This window comes from uncultured Sneathiella sp. (assembly GCF_963976355.1).
Classification (GTDB): domain Bacteria; phylum Pseudomonadota; class Alphaproteobacteria; order Sneathiellales; family Sneathiellaceae; genus Sneathiella.
The window spans coordinates 651,981-670,232 of sequence record NZ_CAXBKA010000001.1; the positions used below are offsets into that span (position 1 = coordinate 651,981).

Sequence of the window (18,252 nt, forward strand, 5' to 3'; positions counted from 1 at the left end):
AATTTTCCATCGCTCAAACATAAGATGTTTTACAGATCAACCCGCTATCGCACAAGCGGGCAGGATTGGCGCACTAGTTACCGACATTTTCCTGCCATCCTTTCTCGATTGCGCTGATCCAGTCGGGATGGAGTTCAGGAAGAGATTTACGGGCAAGAACCTCGGGGGCAACAACTGCGGGATGCCTGGGAAGGGCTGCAAAACGCGCGGCGGCATCGTCATCCAGCTTGGTTACATCAATTGCCGGTGCCGCACCCCAAACGTTGGATTTCGCTTTTTCGTATTGCGTATCGAAGGAGAGCAGATAGTTGGCGGCGACCATCGCTGCGGCCTTGTTCGGCGAGTTATAGGGAATGGCGACATAGTTGGTGTTGCCAATGGTTCCGTCTTGCAGACCATAGGAGCGTGTCGTTTCCGGAAAGATACCATTTTCAACATTGATTCCGAATATTGCCGGGTCATAATCGAAATAAAGCGCGACTTCCCGGTTGGCGAATAGCTGGGCGAGACTGGCAATGGCGTTGGGGTAGGTCTCGCCTTCCCGCCAGAGATAGGGTTCCATCTCATTCAGAATGGCCCAGGCTTTTGGGGCAATGGTATCGAATTTTTCCTGGTCGAAGTCCCCGAGCAATGCTTCTGGTCCTCCTGCGGCGTGATAGAAGACATGTCTTACGAAAACGCTACCATTGAAATCCGTTGCCGCCGGATAGGTGAATTCTCCGGGGCTTTCTTTAACCCAGTCAATGAGCTCCGCGATGCTCTTTGGCGGGTTCTCAGTGCGCGCATTGTCATAGGCGAACGCGAATTGTGCCCGGTTCCAGGGAACCTCGCATTCATCTACCGGGAGGCCGAAATCATTTGCGATGGACGGATCCTGCCAGTTGACGAGCTTGTTATTGGGAAGCAGACTGTGATAGCCGCAATACAGCAAATCACCTTGCTTCATCGTCCGAAAATTTCCGCCATTGATCCAGATGAGATCAACTGAACCGGCATCATCAATTCCTGCCTGCTTTTCCCCGATAACGATATTGACCGCTTCCGCCGTATCGTTGATCCCGACCCGTTTCAGGGTAACATTGTAGCGGTCCTTAAGCTCGCTTCCAATATAGCCACTCACATATTCATTGATATTATCCGCGCCACCCCACATAAACCAGTTCACCGTCCCGCCGCGCGCAGCCTCAACCACTTCTTCCCAGTTGTTGAAGCTTTTTTTGTCTGCTGCTTTAGCCATGAGGGGAGCCATGATGGCAAGGAGGGTTAAAAAGGCGGCAAGGCGGGTTGCGATTACAGAATTGGCAAACAGGTTACGTCGCATGGTCTCAGGTTCCATTTATCGTCAGATCAAAGATTATTTTCGGACATCCTAAACAAGTCGCGTCGTTACGTCCGCATAATACTGGTCAAACCTCTACAACTTTTCGAGATCGTCGGAAGGTAAGCTATGCGGGGAAATTTTCTGGTCTTTTCCGAAGGAAACGGCTTAGACTTGAACCTGATTCATTTATCCGAGATTGCGGGACGTTGCAGGTAGCGAATGCTGGCATTGGACAGGACAGATTACAGAATCCTTCGCGAAATCCAGGCGAATGGCCGTATTTCTCTGGTCGATCTCTCCCGCCGCGTCAATCTGACCAAGACGCCCTGCGCCGAGCGAGTGAAAAGGCTCGAAAAAGCGGGCATCATCCGGGGTTATTTTGCGGCGCTTGATCCTGAAACGGTTGAGGCCGCTCATGTGGTCATGGTGCAGGTTCAGCTCTCGACCACGACTGCCGAGGCGCTTGAAGAATTTAACAATGCGGTACGGCAGATTCCTGAAATACAATCCTGTATGATGATTGCCGGTGGATATGATTACCTCCTGAAAATCAGGACCCGGGATATTGCCTCCTATCGCGAGTTGCTGGGTGCGGCTATTTCGCAATTGCCCCATGTGATGCAGACTCATAGCTATGTGGTTATGGAGGTTGTCAAGGATGAGGTTACGCTGGCGATTTCCGATTCAACAGGAAAGAAAGTGCCATGAAAAAGGCAATCCGGGGTCGGTGTCTTTCCTATCGGGGCAATCCCTTTGCGGACCCGGTTTCCGATTGCCTTCAGTATGAAGAGGATGGCCTGATTGTCATCGAGGCAGGGCATATCATCGGTTTCGGCCCTGCTTCCGATATCCTGCAGGAGATCGGTCCGGGCGTAACTGTCACGGCTTACAAAGACGCCCTTATTTGTCCGGGGTTTATCGACTGCCATGTTCACTATCCTCAGACAGAAATGATTGGCGCCTATGGAAAGCAGCTGATTGATTGGTTGAATAAATACACTTTTATTACCGAGCAGAAATTTGCAAACAAGGACTACGCCGTTAGATCGGTGAAGGTCTTCCTGAAGGAAATGTTGCGCGCGGGAACAACGACATCCGCCGTGTTCTGCACAGTCCATCCCCAGTCCGTCGACGCTTTTTTTGAGCAGTCGGCGAAACTCAATATGCGGAACATCGCCGGCAAAGCCCTGATGGACAGATTTGCGCCAACTGGACTTAAAGATACAGCGCAGACCGGATATGACGAGACGAAAAAGCTGATTGAAAAATGGCATGGGAAGGGACGTGCGCTTTATGCGGTCACCCCGCGCTTTGCTCCGACAAGTACGGAAGAGCAAATGGAGATGACCGGAGCCGTCTGGCAGGAGCATCCGGGAACCTACTTGCAATCCCATGTTTCGGAGAACAAGGCGGAGATTGACTGGGTAAAGGAACTGTATCCGAACCACAAGAGCTATGTAGATGTGTATGACCACTATGGCCAGCTTGGAGAACGGGCGATCTTTGGCCATGCTGTTCATTTTACGGAAGAGGATTTTCGTATCTTTTCGGAAACGGGAACAGCGATTGCACATTGCCCGACTTCTAACCTGTTTCTGGGAAGCGGTCTTTTCCAGCTTGAAAGAGCCATGACAGGAACTTCGCCTGTGCGGGTCGGCCTTGCCACGGATCTTGGCGGTGGCACAAATTTCTCCCAGCTCGTCAGTATGAACGAAGCCTATAAAATCGCGCAGCTGAACGGCTTCGCGCTGGATGCGCATAAAGCTTTTTATCTCATTACTCGAGGGGCGGCAGAGGCACTGTATCTGGAAGACAGGATTGGCAGCCTTGCAGAGGGATATGAGGCTGATATTACAGTACTTGATCTCAAGGCGACACCTATTCTGGACTATCGCCTGGATCATGCCGAGACACTGGAAGAACAGCTTTTCGCGTTGGTGATGCTCGGAGATGACCGGGTAACTCGCGCGACTTACGTCGCCGGAGAGCTGGTCTATGAGCGGAACCATGAAACCGGCGATACCAGATTCATCGGAATTTAGTCACATAATTTCATTTTTATCTGGGATGCTTGCCGCCAAGCGCGGTTGTGATTTCGGCGGCGATACCCACCGTTATGCGGCCAAGCTCTTTCAGTCTCTCCTGCGAAATGCGGGCAGCAGGCCCGGAAATTGACAGCCCCGCTAACGGCTCCGCATGCTCATCATAGATAAGCGCTGCGGCGCAGCGCAGGCCGATGGCATGTTCTTCGTCATCCATGGCGAAGCCGCGCTTGCATGATTCCTCCAGCTCTGACAGGAGCATTTGCGTATCCGTTATCGTTTTATCCGTCAGCTTTTTAAGCGTCTTGTTGGCAATGATCCGCTGAATATCTTCTGGCCTCATCGCCATCAAGATAGCTTTTCCAACGCCGGAACAGTGCATCGGGACATGGTTGCCCGGTTTTGAAAAGACACGCATCATTTCCCGGCTTTCGACCTGCGCGAGATAAATAACCCTGTTTTCATCTGCAATGGCGAGATTGACCGTCTCGCCGCTGAGCTCCATCAACCGGCGCATATAGGGCCGCGCCACGGTTGCGAGATCCCGCGATGTTAGGAAACCGTTTCCGGTAACAAACGCCCGCATGGCAATCTGCCAGAGGCTGCCATCCCGGTCATATTGCACGTAATGCTCCTCCTGCAGCGTCGTCAGCAGGCGATGTGTGGTAGAGGGCGCAAGCTTGAGCAATTTTGAAATTGACGTCAGGGAGAGGCCGGGCGGATTGTCGGCAATGGCATTCAGTATGGATAGCGCCCGTGTCAAGGATTGAACCTGCCCCGTTCTGACTGATTGTGTGGTGGATGCTTCGGCCGACATCATAAATTCCATAATGTGAAAATCTTTCCATTATTAGTTTATTCTCTTTCCCGAGACTGTCAATATCGCTCCGCTGATCAGCGGCCGGCAGGGTTTTGCAGGCTGCCTGAGAATTTTTTATTATCACGGGCGAGATTGGACAGATGACAAAGCGTGTGACAAAAAGCGGCCTTCAGGTTGCGACGGAAATTGCCGACCTTGTTGAAAAGGAAATCCTACCGGGCCTTGACCTTAAAGAACAAGTGGTTTGGATGCTTCTGGCTGACCTGGTTGCAGATTTCGGGCCGCGCAATCGATTGCTTCTTGAGAAGCGGGATGAGCTGCAGAAAAAAATCGATGCCTGGTATCTCGCTGCCAAGGGCAAACCTCATGATCCGAAGGCCCATAAATCCTTTCTTCAGGAAATCGGATATCTTGTTCCGGAAGGCCCCGCCTTTAAAGTAACGACAGCCAATGTCGACCCGGAGATATCAGATGTTGCCGGTCCACAGCTTGTTGTGCCGGTGATGAATGCCCGGTACGCGCTGAACGCAGCAAATGCCAGGTGGGGGAGCTTGTATGACGCCCTCTATGGCACGGATGTCCTGTCTGAAGAAAACGGATGCGAAAAAGGAAGCAGCTATAATCCCAAACGCGGGCTTGCCGTCATCGACTATGGCTTTGGCGTCCTTGATCGCGCGGCCCCACTCACCAAGGGTGGACATAAAGATGTTCGCGCCTATCGGTTGAAAGAGACGGGCGGGCAAAAGCAATTGGAAGCGGAACTGGCGGATGGCTCCGTCACAGGGCTTGCCGATCCGAAGCAGTTCGCAGGCTATCTTGAAGATGATGCGCTTACTTCTGTCCTTTTGACCAAAAACGGTTTGCATCTTGATATCCTGATTGATCCGGATCACCCGGTCGGGAAGGATCATCCCGCAGGAGTGAAGGACATATTGATGGAATCGGCGATGTCTACCATTCAGGATTGTGAGGATTCTGTCGCTGCCGTCGATGCCGAAGATAAAGCCCTTGTATATCGGAACTGGCTCGGCTTGATGAAAGGCGATCTGGAAGATCAGTTCAAAAAGGGCGGGAAGATGATTTCCCGCACATTGAACCCGGATCGCGTTTATCTGGATCCGGCAGGCAGGGAGATGACATTGCATGGACGGAGCCTGCTTCTCGTTCGGAATGTTGGCCATCTGATGACGACCAATGCCGTGCTGGATAGCGGAGGCAAGGAGATTCCGGAAGGGATTCTGGATGCCGTTATGACAACGGCGGCGGCACTACATAACCTGAAAGGTCACGCCCGCTATTCAAACAGTCGTGCGGGCAGCCTTTATATCGTGAAGCCAAAAATGCATGGCCCCGAAGAAGCCGCGTTCACCAATGATCTGTTTGCGGCAGTGGAAGATGGCCTTGGCCTGCCGCGCAACACAATAAAAGTTGGCGTAATGGATGAGGAGCGGCGGACAACGGTCAATCTAAAGGAATGTATTCGCGCTGTATCTGAACGGATATTTTTCATAAATACGGGCTTTCTGGACCGGACAGGGGATGAAATCCATACCGGTATGGAAGCAGGAACCTTTATGCGGAAGGATGACGCAAAGGGGGAACCATGGATTGCGGCTTATGAGGACTGGAACGTCGACATAGGACTTGAGACCGGCCTGCCCGGCCATGCCCAGATCGGTAAGGGAATGTGGGCAATGCCAGACGAGATGGCAAAGATGATGGATGTCAAAATAGGCCATCCGAAGGCCGGCGCGAATTGCGCGTGGGTTCCATCACCGACGGCGGCGACGCTTCATGCGCTTCATTACCATGAAGTCTCTGTCAAGGACCGACAGGCGGAAATCGCTCGGCGGGGTCGGGCAAGCCTTGAAAGCATTCTGACACCACCGCTTCTCAAAGGAGCAAACCTCTCTGAAAAAGAAGTTCAGGCCGAACTGGACAACAACGCGCAAGGCATACTCGGTTATGTGGTCCGCTGGATCGATCAGGGGGTCGGATGTTCCAAAGTGCCGGATATCAACGATATTGGCCTTATGGAAGACCGGGCGACATTGCGCATATCCAGTCAGCATATTGCAAACTGGCTGCATCATGGAATTTGCAGTGAAAAAGATGTCCTGGAAACCATGAAGCGCATGGCAGGGGTTGTCGATGGGCAAAATGCAGGGGATCCGTTGTATAAGCCAATGACAGGGCATTTTGATACGTCAGTTGCGTTCAAGGCGGCCTGTGATCTCGTATTCGAAGGACGCTCACAACCGAGTGGATACACTGAGCCTATCCTGCATGCCCGTCGCTTAGAGGCAAAGGCCCAATAGCGTCGGTTAAGCAGCTAAGAAATAGATATTTATATTCCTAATTGGAGGGCAAAATGCTCAATATTAAACGCCTGTCCCATGCAGACGCACTTATTCTTATTCATGGTGCCCGCGAGAAGGCAAAAGAAATCGGTGTACCGATGTGTATCTCGATTGTCGACGAGAGCGGAAATCTGATTGCGTTCGAGCGGATGGACGGCGGCAAGGTGACAAGCATTACCATTTCAGCGGACAAGGCCTACACGGCTGCAGCAGCGCGAAAAGCTACCCATGAGTATAACGCCGTGAATGTCCCTGGGAACCTGGCGTTCGGTATTCACACTGAAGTCGGCGGGCGTCTCTCTTCTGTTGGTGGAGGACTGCCGGTAATTGTTGACGGAGAGGTCGTCGGCGGTATCGGGTTGAGCTCGGGCACACCGGCGCAAGACATGGAATGCGCCGAGGCCGGACTAGAACATTTCTATGACGTGATGGAATAGTCTCGCGCTCCCTTGTGCTTCGCTATATTCTGTGGCTATAACAATTCTCTCGGCAGAGTCATTGTCGACTATGGAGCGAAAGCAGGAGCCCGGCGGAGCGCAATGTCAGCGGAAAAATCCAAAAACGGAAAGCAGCTTTCCGATGAAATGCAGATGACGGCGCTGGAGGGCATCGTTGGGTTTCATATGCGCAAGGCGATCCTGCGAGGGCAAAGCAGGTTTGCGACCGCTGCGGGCCGGAAACTCGTAACGGGCCAGTTTTCTGTCATGGCCATCATCAATGAAAATCCGGGCAGAACCCAGAGCGCTATTGCAGAAGCTGCGGGTCTGGATCGCTCGTCGCTTGTTCCCATCCTGAATAAATTTGAGAAGGACGGCTTGATTCATCGCGCGCCGGTGAAGGGCGACAAGCGCGCTTATGCTGTTCGATTGACCAAGAAGGGAGAGAAGGAACTTGCGGTGCTTGAAGAAAAGGCCGAAGAGATCGAAGCACAGGTAATTACCGGCCTGGGCGCGAAGGACCATGCCCGGCTGATCGATCTTCTTAAAAGATTTCATGACATCATTTAAGCAGTGGCAGGCTGTCTTCACAAGCGTCTGATTCGCCTGTTAGGTATCATCGTTTGAAAAGATCGGCGACCTCGGCAATGATAGTAATTGTTGTTTTCGGTGAGATGGCAACCATATCTTGTGAATGCATTAATACAATTTTATGCACGCAAAATAATACGTCCTTAAAAGTGTATAAAAATAACACATAGCAACCAAAACGCTAGTTGAGAATGGCGTCCTCCCATATACTGTTTCCAACAGCAGGCGAAGGCGATGCTCGTGGAGAGCAACGCAAGAAAAGGGGGACGACATGGGCATGATGTTTCGCGATTTTAACAAAGCACTTTCCGTTAAAAGCTGTTATTCCAAATTCCTCTTGTCCTCTGCGGTTTTCGTGTTGACCGCTCTGCTTTCCGTCTCGTTTCTCGTCCATGAGCCCCTGCAAGGAGATAAAAACACCTTGCCAATTGAGACGACAGCTCTTCTCGACTAGGGTCAATCCCATAGGCCGAATTGGCTAAATTCTGCCATTTTGGGCTGCGAGAACACTTCCTTAATGAAATGGTGTATAAATTCCCCCTTAGAACAGGTCGATATGATTGACCCGAAAGGTAAGGCACGACTCCGGATGAGTATTGAGACAGGTACGCTGGAAGCTTATCGCGTACGCGCCCGAAATACGAATGTAAATGACGTCACTCTTCTGGCGACGGATTATCTCAACCATTTCAACGAAGCCCTGATGCTCGCTGAGCTGGTTATGGATATGCCGGACATGCTCGATGAATTTATCGGCTGGGGTCCCTGCAGCTATAAGGATCATTTTGCCGCGAGTGGTATTGCCGACAAAGAACTGGCGATAGAGGCCTACGCATTTTCCCCGACGGAATATAAGCAGCCATTCGAAACCACCATTCGGCGACTGGATACCGAAATAAGGTCTTTACAAAGTTGCCTTGGGACGAGCGAGGGACTTGATGGCGTGCAAAATGTCCGAGCCGCTGCTGAACATCAATGTCAAATCATTCGGGAGCTAATCGACAATGCCGGCGCCATCATAAACGGTAAACTCCGGGAGGCGCACATGCAGTCATTCAGTATGTCGACCGAGACCGGCGAGGCAAATCTCGACCAGGATGAAATCAATGCGTTATTCGGCTAGTTTTGAAACCCTGTACACCAAAATTCCAAAATGGATGTCTATGCGCCAGAAAGATATCCGCTGCGGCTATGCCTTTTTTGCAGCTTTCCTCTTCTTGTGGCCTGCAAGCGCACTAGCTGAGACGGATAAGGAATGTCTTGCAATCTGGAAAAAGCCGGACGTCAAAATCGAGGTTGTATCGAACAAACCTCGGCTGGACCATGGAAAATCATCTCAGCAGATTGAGCAAATTGCCAAGAAAAGTGGTTTTGCAAAGTCGCTGCGCCATGCAAATCTTCTCGGTTTGACCCATTCATCAATAGGACCAAGCCTGGGCGTTGCGACCAAGCATGCGGAGTTGAGGGGCGGAAAAAACTGTCTGCGTCTTGACTGGGTTAGGCTCACATTCGGTGCCAGAAAAACCAATGTTTATATCGACCGGAAATACCGGAAAAGCAGTTGCGCCTATAAGGCGGTTTTTGCACATGAGATGGAGCATGTCCGAATAAACGAGCGTGTCATAGAAGAATATCTTCCAATAATCACAAAGGAGCTGGAAGAACGGGCAGCCGAGGTCAGACCGTTTTACACAAAAAGCTCTAAAGATGCTGGGCGTTCCATCGTCAATCGGTTGATGTTCGAGCTTGATCCCCTACTAAAGGAATTCAATGCGGCGCGCATGGCGGCAAATGATTTGATCGATACGCCTGCTGCCTATGCAGCAACTCAGGCACAATGCACAGATTGGTAAGCATTGAATCTAGTTATTTGCGAATTATTAAGATTTTCTTGATTAAGTTAAGCAGGGTCAAAGAACAGATTTGTTCCGGCTGAAAATACAGCCTTCGGAAAACAGAGAACTGAGATGATCATTGCGAAAGATATCAAGAAAATGCTGAGAGCGCTTGAAGTCGAAAGCGATCACGTCAAGACAGGCAGCGCGAAAGATAGACGGTATCGCCGGGCCGACGTCCGGTGGCCCGCGACTATCCGCGCGGAACGCGGTCATGCCTGCCTTCACGAGGAAGAACGTGAAGTGAGTGGAATTATCAAGGATATATCGGCCAATGGCGCGCGGATAGATGTCGAGGGTCTGTTTTTTGAGAAAAACAATCTCTTGTTGCAAGCGTCTCAATTCGGTGCCCTTCGGTGTGATCTTGTCTGGCGCCGTGGAAACAAGATTGGACTGCAGTTTTCAGAAGACCCGGCAAAAATTCTTGCGAAATTACAGGAACTCATTCCCGGATTTGATAATACAGCCCCCTGATGGCAGACACCCAGTTCCAGGCCGTAAAAGTACTCCTTTTTGATCCTGATCCGGCCATGCGACACAACACGCGAAGCGCGCTGTTGAATACCGGCTTTGGGGAGGTTGTTGCCTGTGCGCACCTCGTTGAATTTGAGGACAAGGCTCAGACCGGAGAATTCGATCTGATCCTCGCGGAAACGGGTATAGCCGATGCAGACACCCACCAGATCATCCACGAAATTCGGCGTCACAAGATTGGACGGGATCCGTTTGTGAATGTTGTTTTGTCGCTCTGGAATTCTGCGCCTGAAGTCGTCGACAGGGTGATGAAATCCGGCGCGGATGACTTGATTACCCGACCGATGTCTCGCAGCCAGATTGTCTCGCGCATCCAACGTTTGGTCGCAACGCGTAAGCCGTTTGTTGTCACCGCAGATTATATTGGCCCTGACAGGCGTCTTGTGGCGAGGACTCCGAGCGCGATGCCAGCAATTATCGTTCCTAATTCCCTGAAGGCAAAAGCGGAAAACCGACCGGAATTGTCGGCGACACCAGAAGCCATTCAGCTCGCGATGAAAGTTGTAAATGAGCGGAAGATCTCGATATACACTGAGCAGTTAATGCGGCTTTCCTCGGCGGTGGTTCTTTTGTTTGGCACAACCGGCTCGGCACGGGATCGGCGGGCGATTGTTGCTGCAATGCAGGACCGGAATGGGGGGCTCGCGACAGTCGTCAAGGGAACGAAGTTTGAGCATGTTACTTCCCTCAGCGATGCATTGGACGATTTATTGCAATCCATCGATGTCGAGGGGCACGCTCTTTCTGATAAGGATCGCGAACTGTTGTCACAAATTCCCTACGCCATTCACAAGGCCTGCATGGAAGTACATCATACGGCAAGCCTGGCTTTTGACATCCGGGATGTTTCAAGTCAGTTGAGGAACAAGCAAACCCGGCAAAATATGGGCACCCCCTCGGAAAATGAAGTAAATATTCCTGTTTTTGACTAGTTCTTACTTTGCTCCTGAAATTTGAGGACTATTATCAATATTAAAGCTTAGCCTAGAAAATCAGGAGGGTAGGATCATTTCAATCGCAAGACCGTCAACGCGTGCCGGGGTATTCTTTTCATTTCTCTTGATTATTTGTCTCATCTTTGGAGCTGCCAGTGCGCAAAGTATCACTTTCCTGCGTATTGGCACCGGATCGACAGCGGGGACCTATTACCCCATAGGCACGCTGATCGCGTCTGTCATTTCCAACCCTCCGGGCAGCCGTCCTTGTGAGGCAGGTGGTTCCTGTGGCGTTCCGGGCCTAATCGCGACGGCCCAGACAACCCATGGATCCGTTTCCAATATTCATGGCGTTGCGAATGGAAGTTTCGACACGGCGCTGGCCCAGTCGGATATGGTTGCGGCGGCTTACAAGGGGCAAGGCATTTTTCACAAGAACGATCCGGTCACATCGATCAGGGTAATCGCCAATCTTTATCCGGAAGATATCCATCTGGTTGTGCGCAAGGGGGCCAACATCGAAAGCGTTGGCGACTTGAAAGGCAAGCGGGTGTCAATTGACGTTCCAGGGTCTGGTACGCGGGAGAATGCACAGCAGATTTTAAAGGCCTATGGACTGTCAATAAAGGATATCGATGCTGTGACCGCGGATCCCGACAAGGCTGTCACCCTGATGCTAACGGATTCTCTGGATGCGTTCTTCTTTGTCGCGGGCTATCCTGTAACGGCGGTTTCCGAGCTGGCGGATGCCGGAAAGATTGATCTTTTGCCCATTGAAGGGGAAGTCGCGGAGAAATTTCTCTCTGAGCATCCATACTATTCCGATTCTGAAATACCGGCAGAAACCTACCGGGATTTGGGATCTGTGCCAACGCTTGCGGTCACTACCCAGTGGATCGTAAACGCGGGTATGCCGGAAGAGCTGGTCTATGAAATGACGCGGGCTCTATGGCATCCGGAAAACCGGCATCTGCTGGACCGTGGGCATGAGAAGGGAAAGCTTATCCTACCCGAAACAGCACTTAAAGGCGTTAGCACCCCAATACATCCCGGCGCGGAACGATATTATCGAGAAATAGGGGTTCTTACTGACTAGGAAGTCGGCGAGAAATTTTATAGGCTGCTTTTCTCATATTCATTAACGGCTGTTGCCGTCTCTCGATAGCCTTGTTAGGGTTGTCAAAAGTTAGAGGAGTAGATCGTGCCCCCCTTTATTGTCACGACCCCAGAAACGACCCCGAAATCCATTATCGTTGTCGAAAAGGCAGAGTTTGATAGTTGGCTCGCATCGCAGCCGGGTACGTATAAAAATTGGATTGAAGCCCACGATTTTGAGCCCGAAGATGGAAAATTTCTCCTTCTCCCGGGAACGGATGAAGGGATCGATGCGATTGTCTTCGTCAAGGACAAAGATTGGGATATCTGGTCTCTGGCCGATTTGCCAGCGCAATTGCCGGTTGGCTTATACGCCCTTGATGCCAAACTCGATGCAGCAGAGGCCACAAATCTGGCGACGGGCTGGTCTCTCGGCACCTATAATTTTGATCGTTATAAAAAGAACAAGAAAAACTACGCGACACTGGTCTTGCCGGGCGCAGCGGATGAAAACAAGATTGACCGCACGGTAAAAGCCATGACGCTGGTGCGGGACCTTATCAACACGCCGGCGGGCGATCTGGGCCCCACCGCCCTCGAAGCTGCGGCCTCTCAGGTTGCCGGTGAGTTTGAGGCGGAACAGACGAACATTATCGGAGATGATCTCCTGACCTATCATTTTCCCATGGTCCATGCAGTGGGACGCGCAGCGGCGGATGCTCCCCGGCTTATTGACATCACATGGGGGGATAAGGACGCCCCGAAAGTCACGCTGGTCGGCAAGGGCGTCTGTTTTGATAGCGGCGGTCTTGATATCAAATCAGCGGCGGGCATGCTGATGATGAAGAAGGATATGGGGGGCGCCGCGACGGTTCTTGGGTTGGCCTATATGATTATGGCCGCAAACCTTCCTGTTCGGTTGCGTGTACTCATCCCGGCTGTGGAAAATGCGATATCCGGAAATGCGTTTCACCCGGGCGATGTCCTGATCAGCCGGAACGGGAAAACGGTTGAAATCGGCAACACGGACGCCGAAGGAAGGCTCATTCTGGCAGATGCGCTATCGGCGGCGGATGAGGAATCTCCTGATTTGCTGATTGACATGGCCACATTGACCGGCGCGGCGCGTATAGCTGTGGGAACGGAAATCGCGGCGACCTTTACTGACGATGACGCATTGTTTGATGCAATTGAAGAAAATGCGCGGCGTGAAAAAGATCCCGTCTGGCGGATGCCGCTTTGGGATGAATACCGCAATCTCATCGATAGTAAAATCGCTGATATCAATAATTCAGGTTCCGGCGGCGGATATGCCGGGGCCATTACTGCGGGGCTGTTCCTGAAGGAATTTGTCGAAAATGCTTCAAGCTGGGTTCATTTCGATGTTATGGCCTATAACGTCAGAAGCCGCCCCGGCCGCCCCATCGGCGGGGAGGCATTTGCCATGCGCGCATTGTTTTCGTTGATTGAAAAACGATACTCCAGCTAGTTCTTAGTAACCCTTTTCAACATCAACTGCGTGAAGTAGTTCTTCGCCGTTTTCAGTGCGGATGATATTTTCCGCGACTAGTCTGGCGACGCTTGCCGGATCGGAGATACTTGCGACATGAGGGGTGATCCGAATTTTCGGATGATCCCAGAATGGATGATCCTCAGCCATCGGCTCGACATGGAACACATCAAGTGTTGCGGCCGAGAGTTGTCCACTATCCAGTGCGGGGATTAGGTCATCCTCTGCAAGATGCGGCCCGCGCCCGGCGTTAATGATACCGGCCCCCTTCGGCAGCTTGGCAAACAGGTCGGCGTTCAGGATGTTTTTTGTTTGCGGCGTCAAGGGAAGTAGACAAACCAGAATTTCCGAACGCGCAAGAAAAGCATCAAGCTGGTCATCACCAAAGAAGCTCTCCACTCCGTTAATCTTCTTTTCGGAACGGCTCCACCCCGCGACATCGAATTTCAGAAAACTAAGCGCTTCCGCAGCACCGCCGCCAAGTTCTCCCATACCCAGGATGCCGACTTTGCGTTCGCTTGCGAAAGGAGCGAAATGCTCCTTCCAGACATGCGCGCGCTGTTGTGCGTCATAGGCATGGCAGAAGCGGTGATGGTTCAACACATGCTGGACAACATATTCCGTCATGCGCCCGGTCAGGTTTGGATCAACAACTCGGGAAAACGGCAAATGACGTGGAAAGTCCGGATCTGCGAGAAGGTGATCGACACCGGCCCCAAGAGAATAGACAGCGCGGAGGTTTTTCAGCTTTGCCAGTTCCCCATGCGGCATTTTCCAGCACAGCGCATATTTAATGTCGTCCGGGTCGCCAATATCGGGCCAAATCCGGACATCAAGGTCCGGAATGTATTTCCCGAGTTCACGGCGCCACCAGTCAGCGCGGTCAATATTACTCTTGAATAGTAGGGCCATTTTTGTCTCCGATACCTTGTTCCGGTATCTTATTTGTTTACGACACCATCTGCGGCGGTCTCAAGGTCGAACGCCGCCTTCATCAGTGCCTTTGTATAGGCTGTTTCAGGATTGTCAAAGATTTGTGCGGATGGACCTTGCTCGACAATCTTGCCATTACGCATGACGACGACGCTGTCAGCAATGGCCCGCACAACTTTCAGATCATGGCTGATAAACAGATAGGTCAGATTATGCCGGTTTTGCAGATCCCGCAAAAGATCGACAATTTGCGCCTGAACCGACATATCCAATGCTGACGTCGGTTCATCCAGTACAATGAATTTAGGTTTCAGGATGAGGGCGCGGGCAATGGCGATGCGTTGCCGCTGTCCACCGGAAAATTCGTGAGGATAGCGATCTTGCGCTTCGGGCGGAATACCGACTTCTTTCAGGATTTCCGAGATGCGCTCTCGTCGCTCCAGTCGATCGCCGCGACCTTCATGAACGATGACCCCCTCCTCGATAATCTGGCCTACCGATAGGCGGGGACTGAGGCTGGAATATGGGTCCTGAAAAACAATCTGCATTTCTGATCGCAGGGGGCGTAGTTCTTTCCAGGTGGAATGCTGGATAGGATTGCCGTTGAACAGAATGGTTCCGTCAGAAGATGTAAGCCTCAGCAGGGCAAGGCCGAGTGTTGATTTTCCTGAGCCGCTCTCGCCGACGATTCCGACGGTATGTCCCTGTTTTACCGAGAGTGAAATGTCGTCTACCGCGCGGACATAATCGACGGTCCGTTTCAAGAGCCCTTTTTTGATAGGGAAGTAAACTTTCAGATTCTTGCAAGAGATTACGTCGGGCAGGGCATCGTTCTTGCGGAGAGGAAGCCCTTTCGGCTCGGCTTCGAGCAGCATTTTTGTGTATTCATGATGCGGGCGACGAAATAATTCGGCGGTGGTATTTGCCTCGACGATTTCGCCGTTCGTCATGACACAAACGTCCTTCGCCATTTTGCGGACAATTCCAAGGTCGTGGGTAATCAGCAATATCGCCATGCCAAGGCGCTTTTGCAAATCCAGCAACAATTCAAGTATCTGGGCCTGGATTGTTACATCGAGCGCCGTCGTCGGCTCATCCGCGATGAGCAGGTCCGGTTCATTGGCAAGCGCCATGGCGATCATGACGCGTTGACGCTGACCTCCGGACAATTGATGTGGATAGGCATTGAGACGCTCGTCAATCGCGTCGAGACCCACCATATCCAGAAGTTCCCGAACGCGCGCCGAGGCGTCCTTCTGATTCATGCCCTTGTGTACAAGCAGGGTCTCGTTAATCTGCTTTTCGATCGTATGCAGCGGGTTGAGCGATGTCATCGGCTCCTGAAAGATCATTGAGACATGATTTCCGCGGAATTTCCGCATTTCCTTTTGCGGTCGGCCGACAACCTCCTGCCCATCGATTTTGATAGAGCCCTTCGGATGCTTGGCGATCGGGTAGGGCAGAAGCTGAAGAATACTGAGCGCTGTCACGGATTTGCCTGATCCGCTCTCCCCAACGACGGCCACCGTCTCACCCTTTTCAATATTGAACGTGACACCCTTAACGGCCGGAATGTCTTTTCCGTCGGATTTAAAGGTAACCCAAAGATCGTTAATCTCAACTAGCGCCATTACTGAAATGTCTTTCTCGGGTCAAACGCGTCTCTGATTCCCTCTTGCATGAAAAAGGCGAGGGTCAACATGATCGACAGTGTCAAAAAGGCGGTGATCCCGAGCCATGGTGCCTGCAGATTGGCCTTGCCCTGAGCCAGCAGTTCTCCAAGCGAGGGGGAGCCCGGCGGCAAGCCAAGCCCAAGAAAATCAAGCGATGTGAGGCTGACGATGGAACCGGTCAGGATAAAGGGCAGGAAGGTAAGCGCGGACACCATGGAATTTGGCAACAGATGCTTGAACATGATGACACCGTCGCGCACACCCAGGGCGCGGGCGGCCCGGACATAATCGAAGTTGCGGGAGCGCAGAAACTCGGCCCGCACTACACCTACAAGGCTTGGCCAACTGAACAGGAGCAGTAATCCCAGCAGGATCAGGAAGCTCGGCTCAATGAGGGCGGCGAGAATGATCAGGATATAGAGGCTCGGCATGCCACCCCATATCTCGAGAAAGCGCTGGAATATCAGATCAACCCAACCGCCAAAATATCCCTGAACGGCACCGGCGGAGACACCGATAATGGAGCTGAAAATTGTCAGTATTACGCCGAAGGCGACAGAGATACGGTACCCGTATATTACTCTGGCCAGGACATCGCGTCCCTGATCATCGGTTCCAAGCCAGTTCTCCGCATCCGGCGGAGAAGGTGCGGGGGTCTTAAGATCATAGTTGATGGTGGAATAGCTGTAACGGATCAGGGGCCACATTTGCCAGCCATCCTGATTTATGAGATCGGCAACGAAAGGATCCCGATAATCCGCCTCGGTTTCAAAATCTCCGCCGAAGGCTGTTTCGGGGTAGGCAATGAGAAAGGGAAAATATAGCTGCTCCTTGTAGGAAACGACAAGCGGCTTGTCATTTGCGATGACTTCCGCGAAGAGCGAAATTACAAAGAGCAGAACAAAAAGGATCATCGACCAATAGCCGCGGCGGTTGGCCTTGAAATTTTTCAGTCGGCGTTGATTGATGGCGGAGAGCTGCATGGATCAGGCCTCCCGCGCTTCGAAGTCGATCCGTGGATCAACGAGCGTATAGGTCAGGTCACCCACAAGGTTCATGATAAGGCCAAGCAGAGCGAATACATAAACAGTGGCGAATATGACGGGATAATCGCGATTAATGGCGGCTTCAAAACCGAGAAGGCCCAAACCATCCAGGCTGAAAATCACCTCAATTAGAAGCGAGCCGGTAAAGAGTATGCCGATAAAAGCACTTGGAAACCCGGCAATCACGATCAGCATGGCATTACGGAAGACATGACCATAGAGGACTCGTCTTTCGCTGAGGCCCTTGGCGCGGGCGGTAAGCACATATTGTTGGCTTATCTGATCGAGGAACGAATTTTTGGTCAGTTGCGTCAAGGCCGCAAAGCCGCCAATAACAAGCGCCGTCACGGGTAAAGCAATGTGCCAGAGATAGTCGGTTATCTTTCCAAAAATACTCAGCTGTTCCCAATTATCCGATGTCAGCCCCCGCAGCGGAAACCAATCGAGATAGGAGCCACCAGCAAAAAGAACGATGAGGGCGACGGCGAATAAGAAACTTGGAATTGCGTTACCGACAATAACCAGACTACTGGTCCAGATATCAAACTTCGTTCCGTCACGAACTGCCTTGGCAATCCCAAGCGGGATGGATATGAGATAGACCAGAAGCGTGGTCCAGAGACCGATAGAAATCGATACGGGAAGCTTTTCGATCACCAGATTGACAACCGTTTCATCCCGAAAATAGCTGTTGCCGAAATCAAACATCAGATAGTTCTTCATCATGAGGAAAAACCGTTCATAGGCCGGTTTGTCGAAGCCGAACTGTACTTCAAGCTCCTTGATGAATTCTGGGTCGAGCCCTTGCGCTCCGCGATAGGCGCTGTTGGACCCCACGCTTGATGAAGAAGAGCCGCCGCCTGAGGTATCACCAGCGCCGCTCCCGCCGATACGGGCGGTCGCACCCACCGCTGTTCCCTGAATTTCTGCAATGATCTGCTCGATCGGACCGCCGGGGGCAAACTGGATAACCACGAAATTGAGAACCATGATTCCAAATAATGTCGGTATCATGAGCAGGAGGCGTCTCAATATATAAGCAAACAACGACTACTCCTCT

Annotated in this window: 18 protein-coding genes; 12 read left to right on the forward strand and 6 right to left on the reverse strand. The window is 51.8% G+C overall.

Annotation, left to right across the window (positions count from 1 at the left end; translation table 11 throughout):
• Positions 1-73: 73 nt before the first annotated feature.
• Positions 74-1,321, reverse strand: coding sequence for an ABC transporter substrate-binding protein (locus AAC599_RS03140; RefSeq protein ID WP_340148942.1), 1,248 nt, complete (start codon positions 1,319-1,321; stop codon positions 74-76).
• A 219-nt stretch (positions 1,322-1,540) separates the two neighbouring features.
• Here AAC599_RS03140 and AAC599_RS03145 point away from each other — a divergent pair, with 219 nt between their 5' ends.
• Together AAC599_RS03145 and guaD are read left to right on the forward strand one after the other, a co-directional pair.
• A complete protein-coding gene (locus tag AAC599_RS03145; RefSeq protein ID WP_340148943.1) occupies positions 1,541-2,029 on the forward strand; it encodes an Lrp/AsnC ligand binding domain-containing protein in 489 nt (162 codons plus the stop codon).
• Positions 2,026-3,363, forward strand: a complete 1,338-nt coding sequence (gene guaD, locus AAC599_RS03150) for a guanine deaminase (RefSeq protein ID WP_340148944.1) — start codon at positions 2,026-2,028, stop codon at positions 3,361-3,363. The genes AAC599_RS03145 and guaD overlap by 4 nt, the downstream gene beginning before the upstream one ends.
• A gap of 16 nt (positions 3,364-3,379) precedes the next feature.
• On the opposite strand, the gene AAC599_RS03155 is transcribed toward guaD, so the two are convergent.
• Entirely contained in the window at positions 3,380-4,180 is an 801-nt protein-coding gene (locus AAC599_RS03155; RefSeq protein ID WP_340148945.1) for an IclR family transcriptional regulator C-terminal domain-containing protein, read from the reverse strand.
• A 143-nt stretch (positions 4,181-4,323) separates the two neighbouring features.
• On the opposite strand from AAC599_RS03155, the gene AAC599_RS03160 reads away from it, so the two are divergent.
• The 10 genes from AAC599_RS03160 to AAC599_RS03205 all read left to right on the forward strand — a co-directional run bounded on the left by AAC599_RS03160 (position 4,324) and on the right by AAC599_RS03205 (position 13,519).
• The gene (locus AAC599_RS03160) at positions 4,324-6,501 is read left to right on the forward strand and encodes a malate synthase G (protein ID WP_340148946.1); all 2,178 of its coding nucleotides are present in this window, start codon (positions 4,324-4,326) and stop codon (positions 6,499-6,501) included.
• Positions 6,502-6,554: 53 nt separating this feature from the next.
• Positions 6,555-6,980, forward strand: coding sequence for a heme-binding protein (locus tag AAC599_RS03165; protein WP_340148947.1), 426 nt, complete (start codon positions 6,555-6,557; stop codon positions 6,978-6,980).
• Positions 6,981-7,082: 102 nt separating this feature from the next.
• On the forward strand, positions 7,083-7,550 hold the full coding sequence (locus AAC599_RS03170) for a MarR family transcriptional regulator (protein ID WP_340148948.1): 468 nt from the start codon (positions 7,083-7,085) through the stop codon (positions 7,548-7,550).
• Between the two features lie 298 nt (positions 7,551-7,848).
• Positions 7,849-8,025, forward strand: coding sequence for a hypothetical protein (locus AAC599_RS03175; RefSeq protein WP_340148949.1), 177 nt, complete (start codon positions 7,849-7,851; stop codon positions 8,023-8,025).
• 135 nt (positions 8,026-8,160) lie between these two features.
• Entirely contained in the window at positions 8,161-8,694 is a 534-nt protein-coding gene (locus AAC599_RS03180) for a hypothetical protein (RefSeq protein WP_340148950.1), read from the forward strand.
• Positions 8,669-9,424, forward strand: coding sequence for a hypothetical protein (locus AAC599_RS03185; protein ID WP_340148951.1), 756 nt, complete (start codon positions 8,669-8,671; stop codon positions 9,422-9,424). Before AAC599_RS03180 ends, AAC599_RS03185 begins: the two co-directional genes overlap by 26 nt.
• Positions 9,425-9,538: 114 nt before the next feature.
• Entirely contained in the window at positions 9,539-9,940 is a 402-nt protein-coding gene (locus tag AAC599_RS03190; RefSeq protein ID WP_340148952.1) for a PilZ domain-containing protein, read from the forward strand.
• Positions 9,940-10,932: a response regulator gene (locus AAC599_RS03195; RefSeq protein ID WP_340148953.1), complete on the forward strand. Its 993-nt coding sequence runs from the start codon at positions 9,940-9,942 to the stop codon at positions 10,930-10,932. Before AAC599_RS03190 ends, AAC599_RS03195 begins: the two co-directional genes overlap by 1 nt.
• Positions 10,933-11,059: 127 nt before the next feature.
• The gene (locus tag AAC599_RS03200) at positions 11,060-12,031 is read left to right on the forward strand and encodes a TAXI family TRAP transporter solute-binding subunit (protein WP_340148954.1); all 972 of its coding nucleotides are present in this window, start codon (positions 11,060-11,062) and stop codon (positions 12,029-12,031) included.
• A 105-nt stretch (positions 12,032-12,136) separates the two neighbouring features.
• Entirely contained in the window at positions 12,137-13,519 is a 1,383-nt protein-coding gene (locus AAC599_RS03205) for a leucyl aminopeptidase family protein (RefSeq protein WP_340148955.1), read from the forward strand.
• A 3-nt stretch (positions 13,520-13,522) separates the two neighbouring features.
• Here the strand turns inward: AAC599_RS03205 and AAC599_RS03210 are convergent, their stop codons facing one another.
• From AAC599_RS03210 to AAC599_RS03225, 4 genes are read right to left on the reverse strand one after another with little or no spacing between them, the layout of a single operon-like run.
• Complete coding sequence (locus AAC599_RS03210; protein ID WP_340148956.1) at positions 13,523-14,452, reverse strand: glyoxylate/hydroxypyruvate reductase A; 930 nt, start codon at positions 14,450-14,452, stop codon at positions 13,523-13,525.
• Positions 14,453-14,481: 29 nt separating this feature from the next.
• Positions 14,482-16,104, reverse strand: coding sequence for an ABC transporter ATP-binding protein (locus AAC599_RS03215; RefSeq protein ID WP_340148957.1), 1,623 nt, complete (start codon positions 16,102-16,104; stop codon positions 14,482-14,484).
• Positions 16,104-17,129 carry an ABC transporter permease gene (locus AAC599_RS03220; RefSeq protein WP_340148958.1) on the reverse strand — a complete coding sequence of 342 codons (1,026 nt, stop codon included), beginning with the start codon at positions 17,127-17,129 and terminating at the stop codon, positions 16,104-16,106. Before AAC599_RS03220 ends, AAC599_RS03215 begins: the two co-directional genes overlap by 1 nt.
• Positions 17,130-17,132: 3 nt before the next feature.
• The gene (locus tag AAC599_RS03225) at positions 17,133-18,239 is read right to left on the reverse strand and encodes a microcin C ABC transporter permease YejB (RefSeq protein ID WP_340148959.1); all 1,107 of its coding nucleotides are present in this window, start codon (positions 18,237-18,239) and stop codon (positions 17,133-17,135) included.
• Positions 18,240-18,252: the final 13 nt, after the last annotated feature.

What these genes read in the sequence shown, in the direction of transcription:
- AAC599_RS03145 (WP_340148943.1), top strand. Translation starts at nt 1,541, where the DNA reads ATGCTGGCATTGGACAGGACAGATTACAGAATCCTTCGCGAAATCCAG.
- AAC599_RS03195 (WP_340148953.1), top strand. Translation starts at nt 9,940, where the DNA reads ATGGCAGACACCCAGTTCCAGGCCGTAAAAGTACTCCTTTTTGATCCT.
- AAC599_RS03165 (WP_340148947.1), top strand. Translation starts at nt 6,555, where the DNA reads ATGCTCAATATTAAACGCCTGTCCCATGCAGACGCACTTATTCTTATT.
- AAC599_RS03215 (WP_340148957.1), bottom strand. Translation starts at nt 16,104, where the DNA reads ATGGCGCTAGTTGAGATTAACGATCTTTGGGTTACCTTTAAATCCGAC.
- AAC599_RS03180 (WP_340148950.1), top strand. Translation starts at nt 8,161, where the DNA reads ATGAGTATTGAGACAGGTACGCTGGAAGCTTATCGCGTACGCGCCCGA.
- AAC599_RS03170 (WP_340148948.1), top strand. Translation starts at nt 7,083, where the DNA reads ATGTCAGCGGAAAAATCCAAAAACGGAAAGCAGCTTTCCGATGAAATG.
- guaD (WP_340148944.1), top strand. Translation starts at nt 2,026, where the DNA reads ATGAAAAAGGCAATCCGGGGTCGGTGTCTTTCCTATCGGGGCAATCCC.
- AAC599_RS03155 (WP_340148945.1), bottom strand. Translation starts at nt 4,180, where the DNA reads ATGTCGGCCGAAGCATCCACCACACAATCAGTCAGAACGGGGCAGGTT.
- AAC599_RS03220 (WP_340148958.1), bottom strand. Translation starts at nt 17,129, where the DNA reads ATGCAGCTCTCCGCCATCAATCAACGCCGACTGAAAAATTTCAAGGCC.
- AAC599_RS03140 (WP_340148942.1), bottom strand. Translation starts at nt 1,321, where the DNA reads ATGCGACGTAACCTGTTTGCCAATTCTGTAATCGCAACCCGCCTTGCC.
- AAC599_RS03190 (WP_340148952.1), top strand. Translation starts at nt 9,539, where the DNA reads ATGATCATTGCGAAAGATATCAAGAAAATGCTGAGAGCGCTTGAAGTC.
- AAC599_RS03210 (WP_340148956.1), bottom strand. Translation starts at nt 14,452, where the DNA reads ATGGCCCTACTATTCAAGAGTAATATTGACCGCGCTGACTGGTGGCGC.
- AAC599_RS03185 (WP_340148951.1), top strand. Translation starts at nt 8,669, where the DNA reads ATGAAATCAATGCGTTATTCGGCTAGTTTTGAAACCCTGTACACCAAA.
- AAC599_RS03175 (WP_340148949.1), top strand. Translation starts at nt 7,849, where the DNA reads ATGATGTTTCGCGATTTTAACAAAGCACTTTCCGTTAAAAGCTGTTAT.
- AAC599_RS03160 (WP_340148946.1), top strand. Translation starts at nt 4,324, where the DNA reads ATGACAAAGCGTGTGACAAAAAGCGGCCTTCAGGTTGCGACGGAAATT.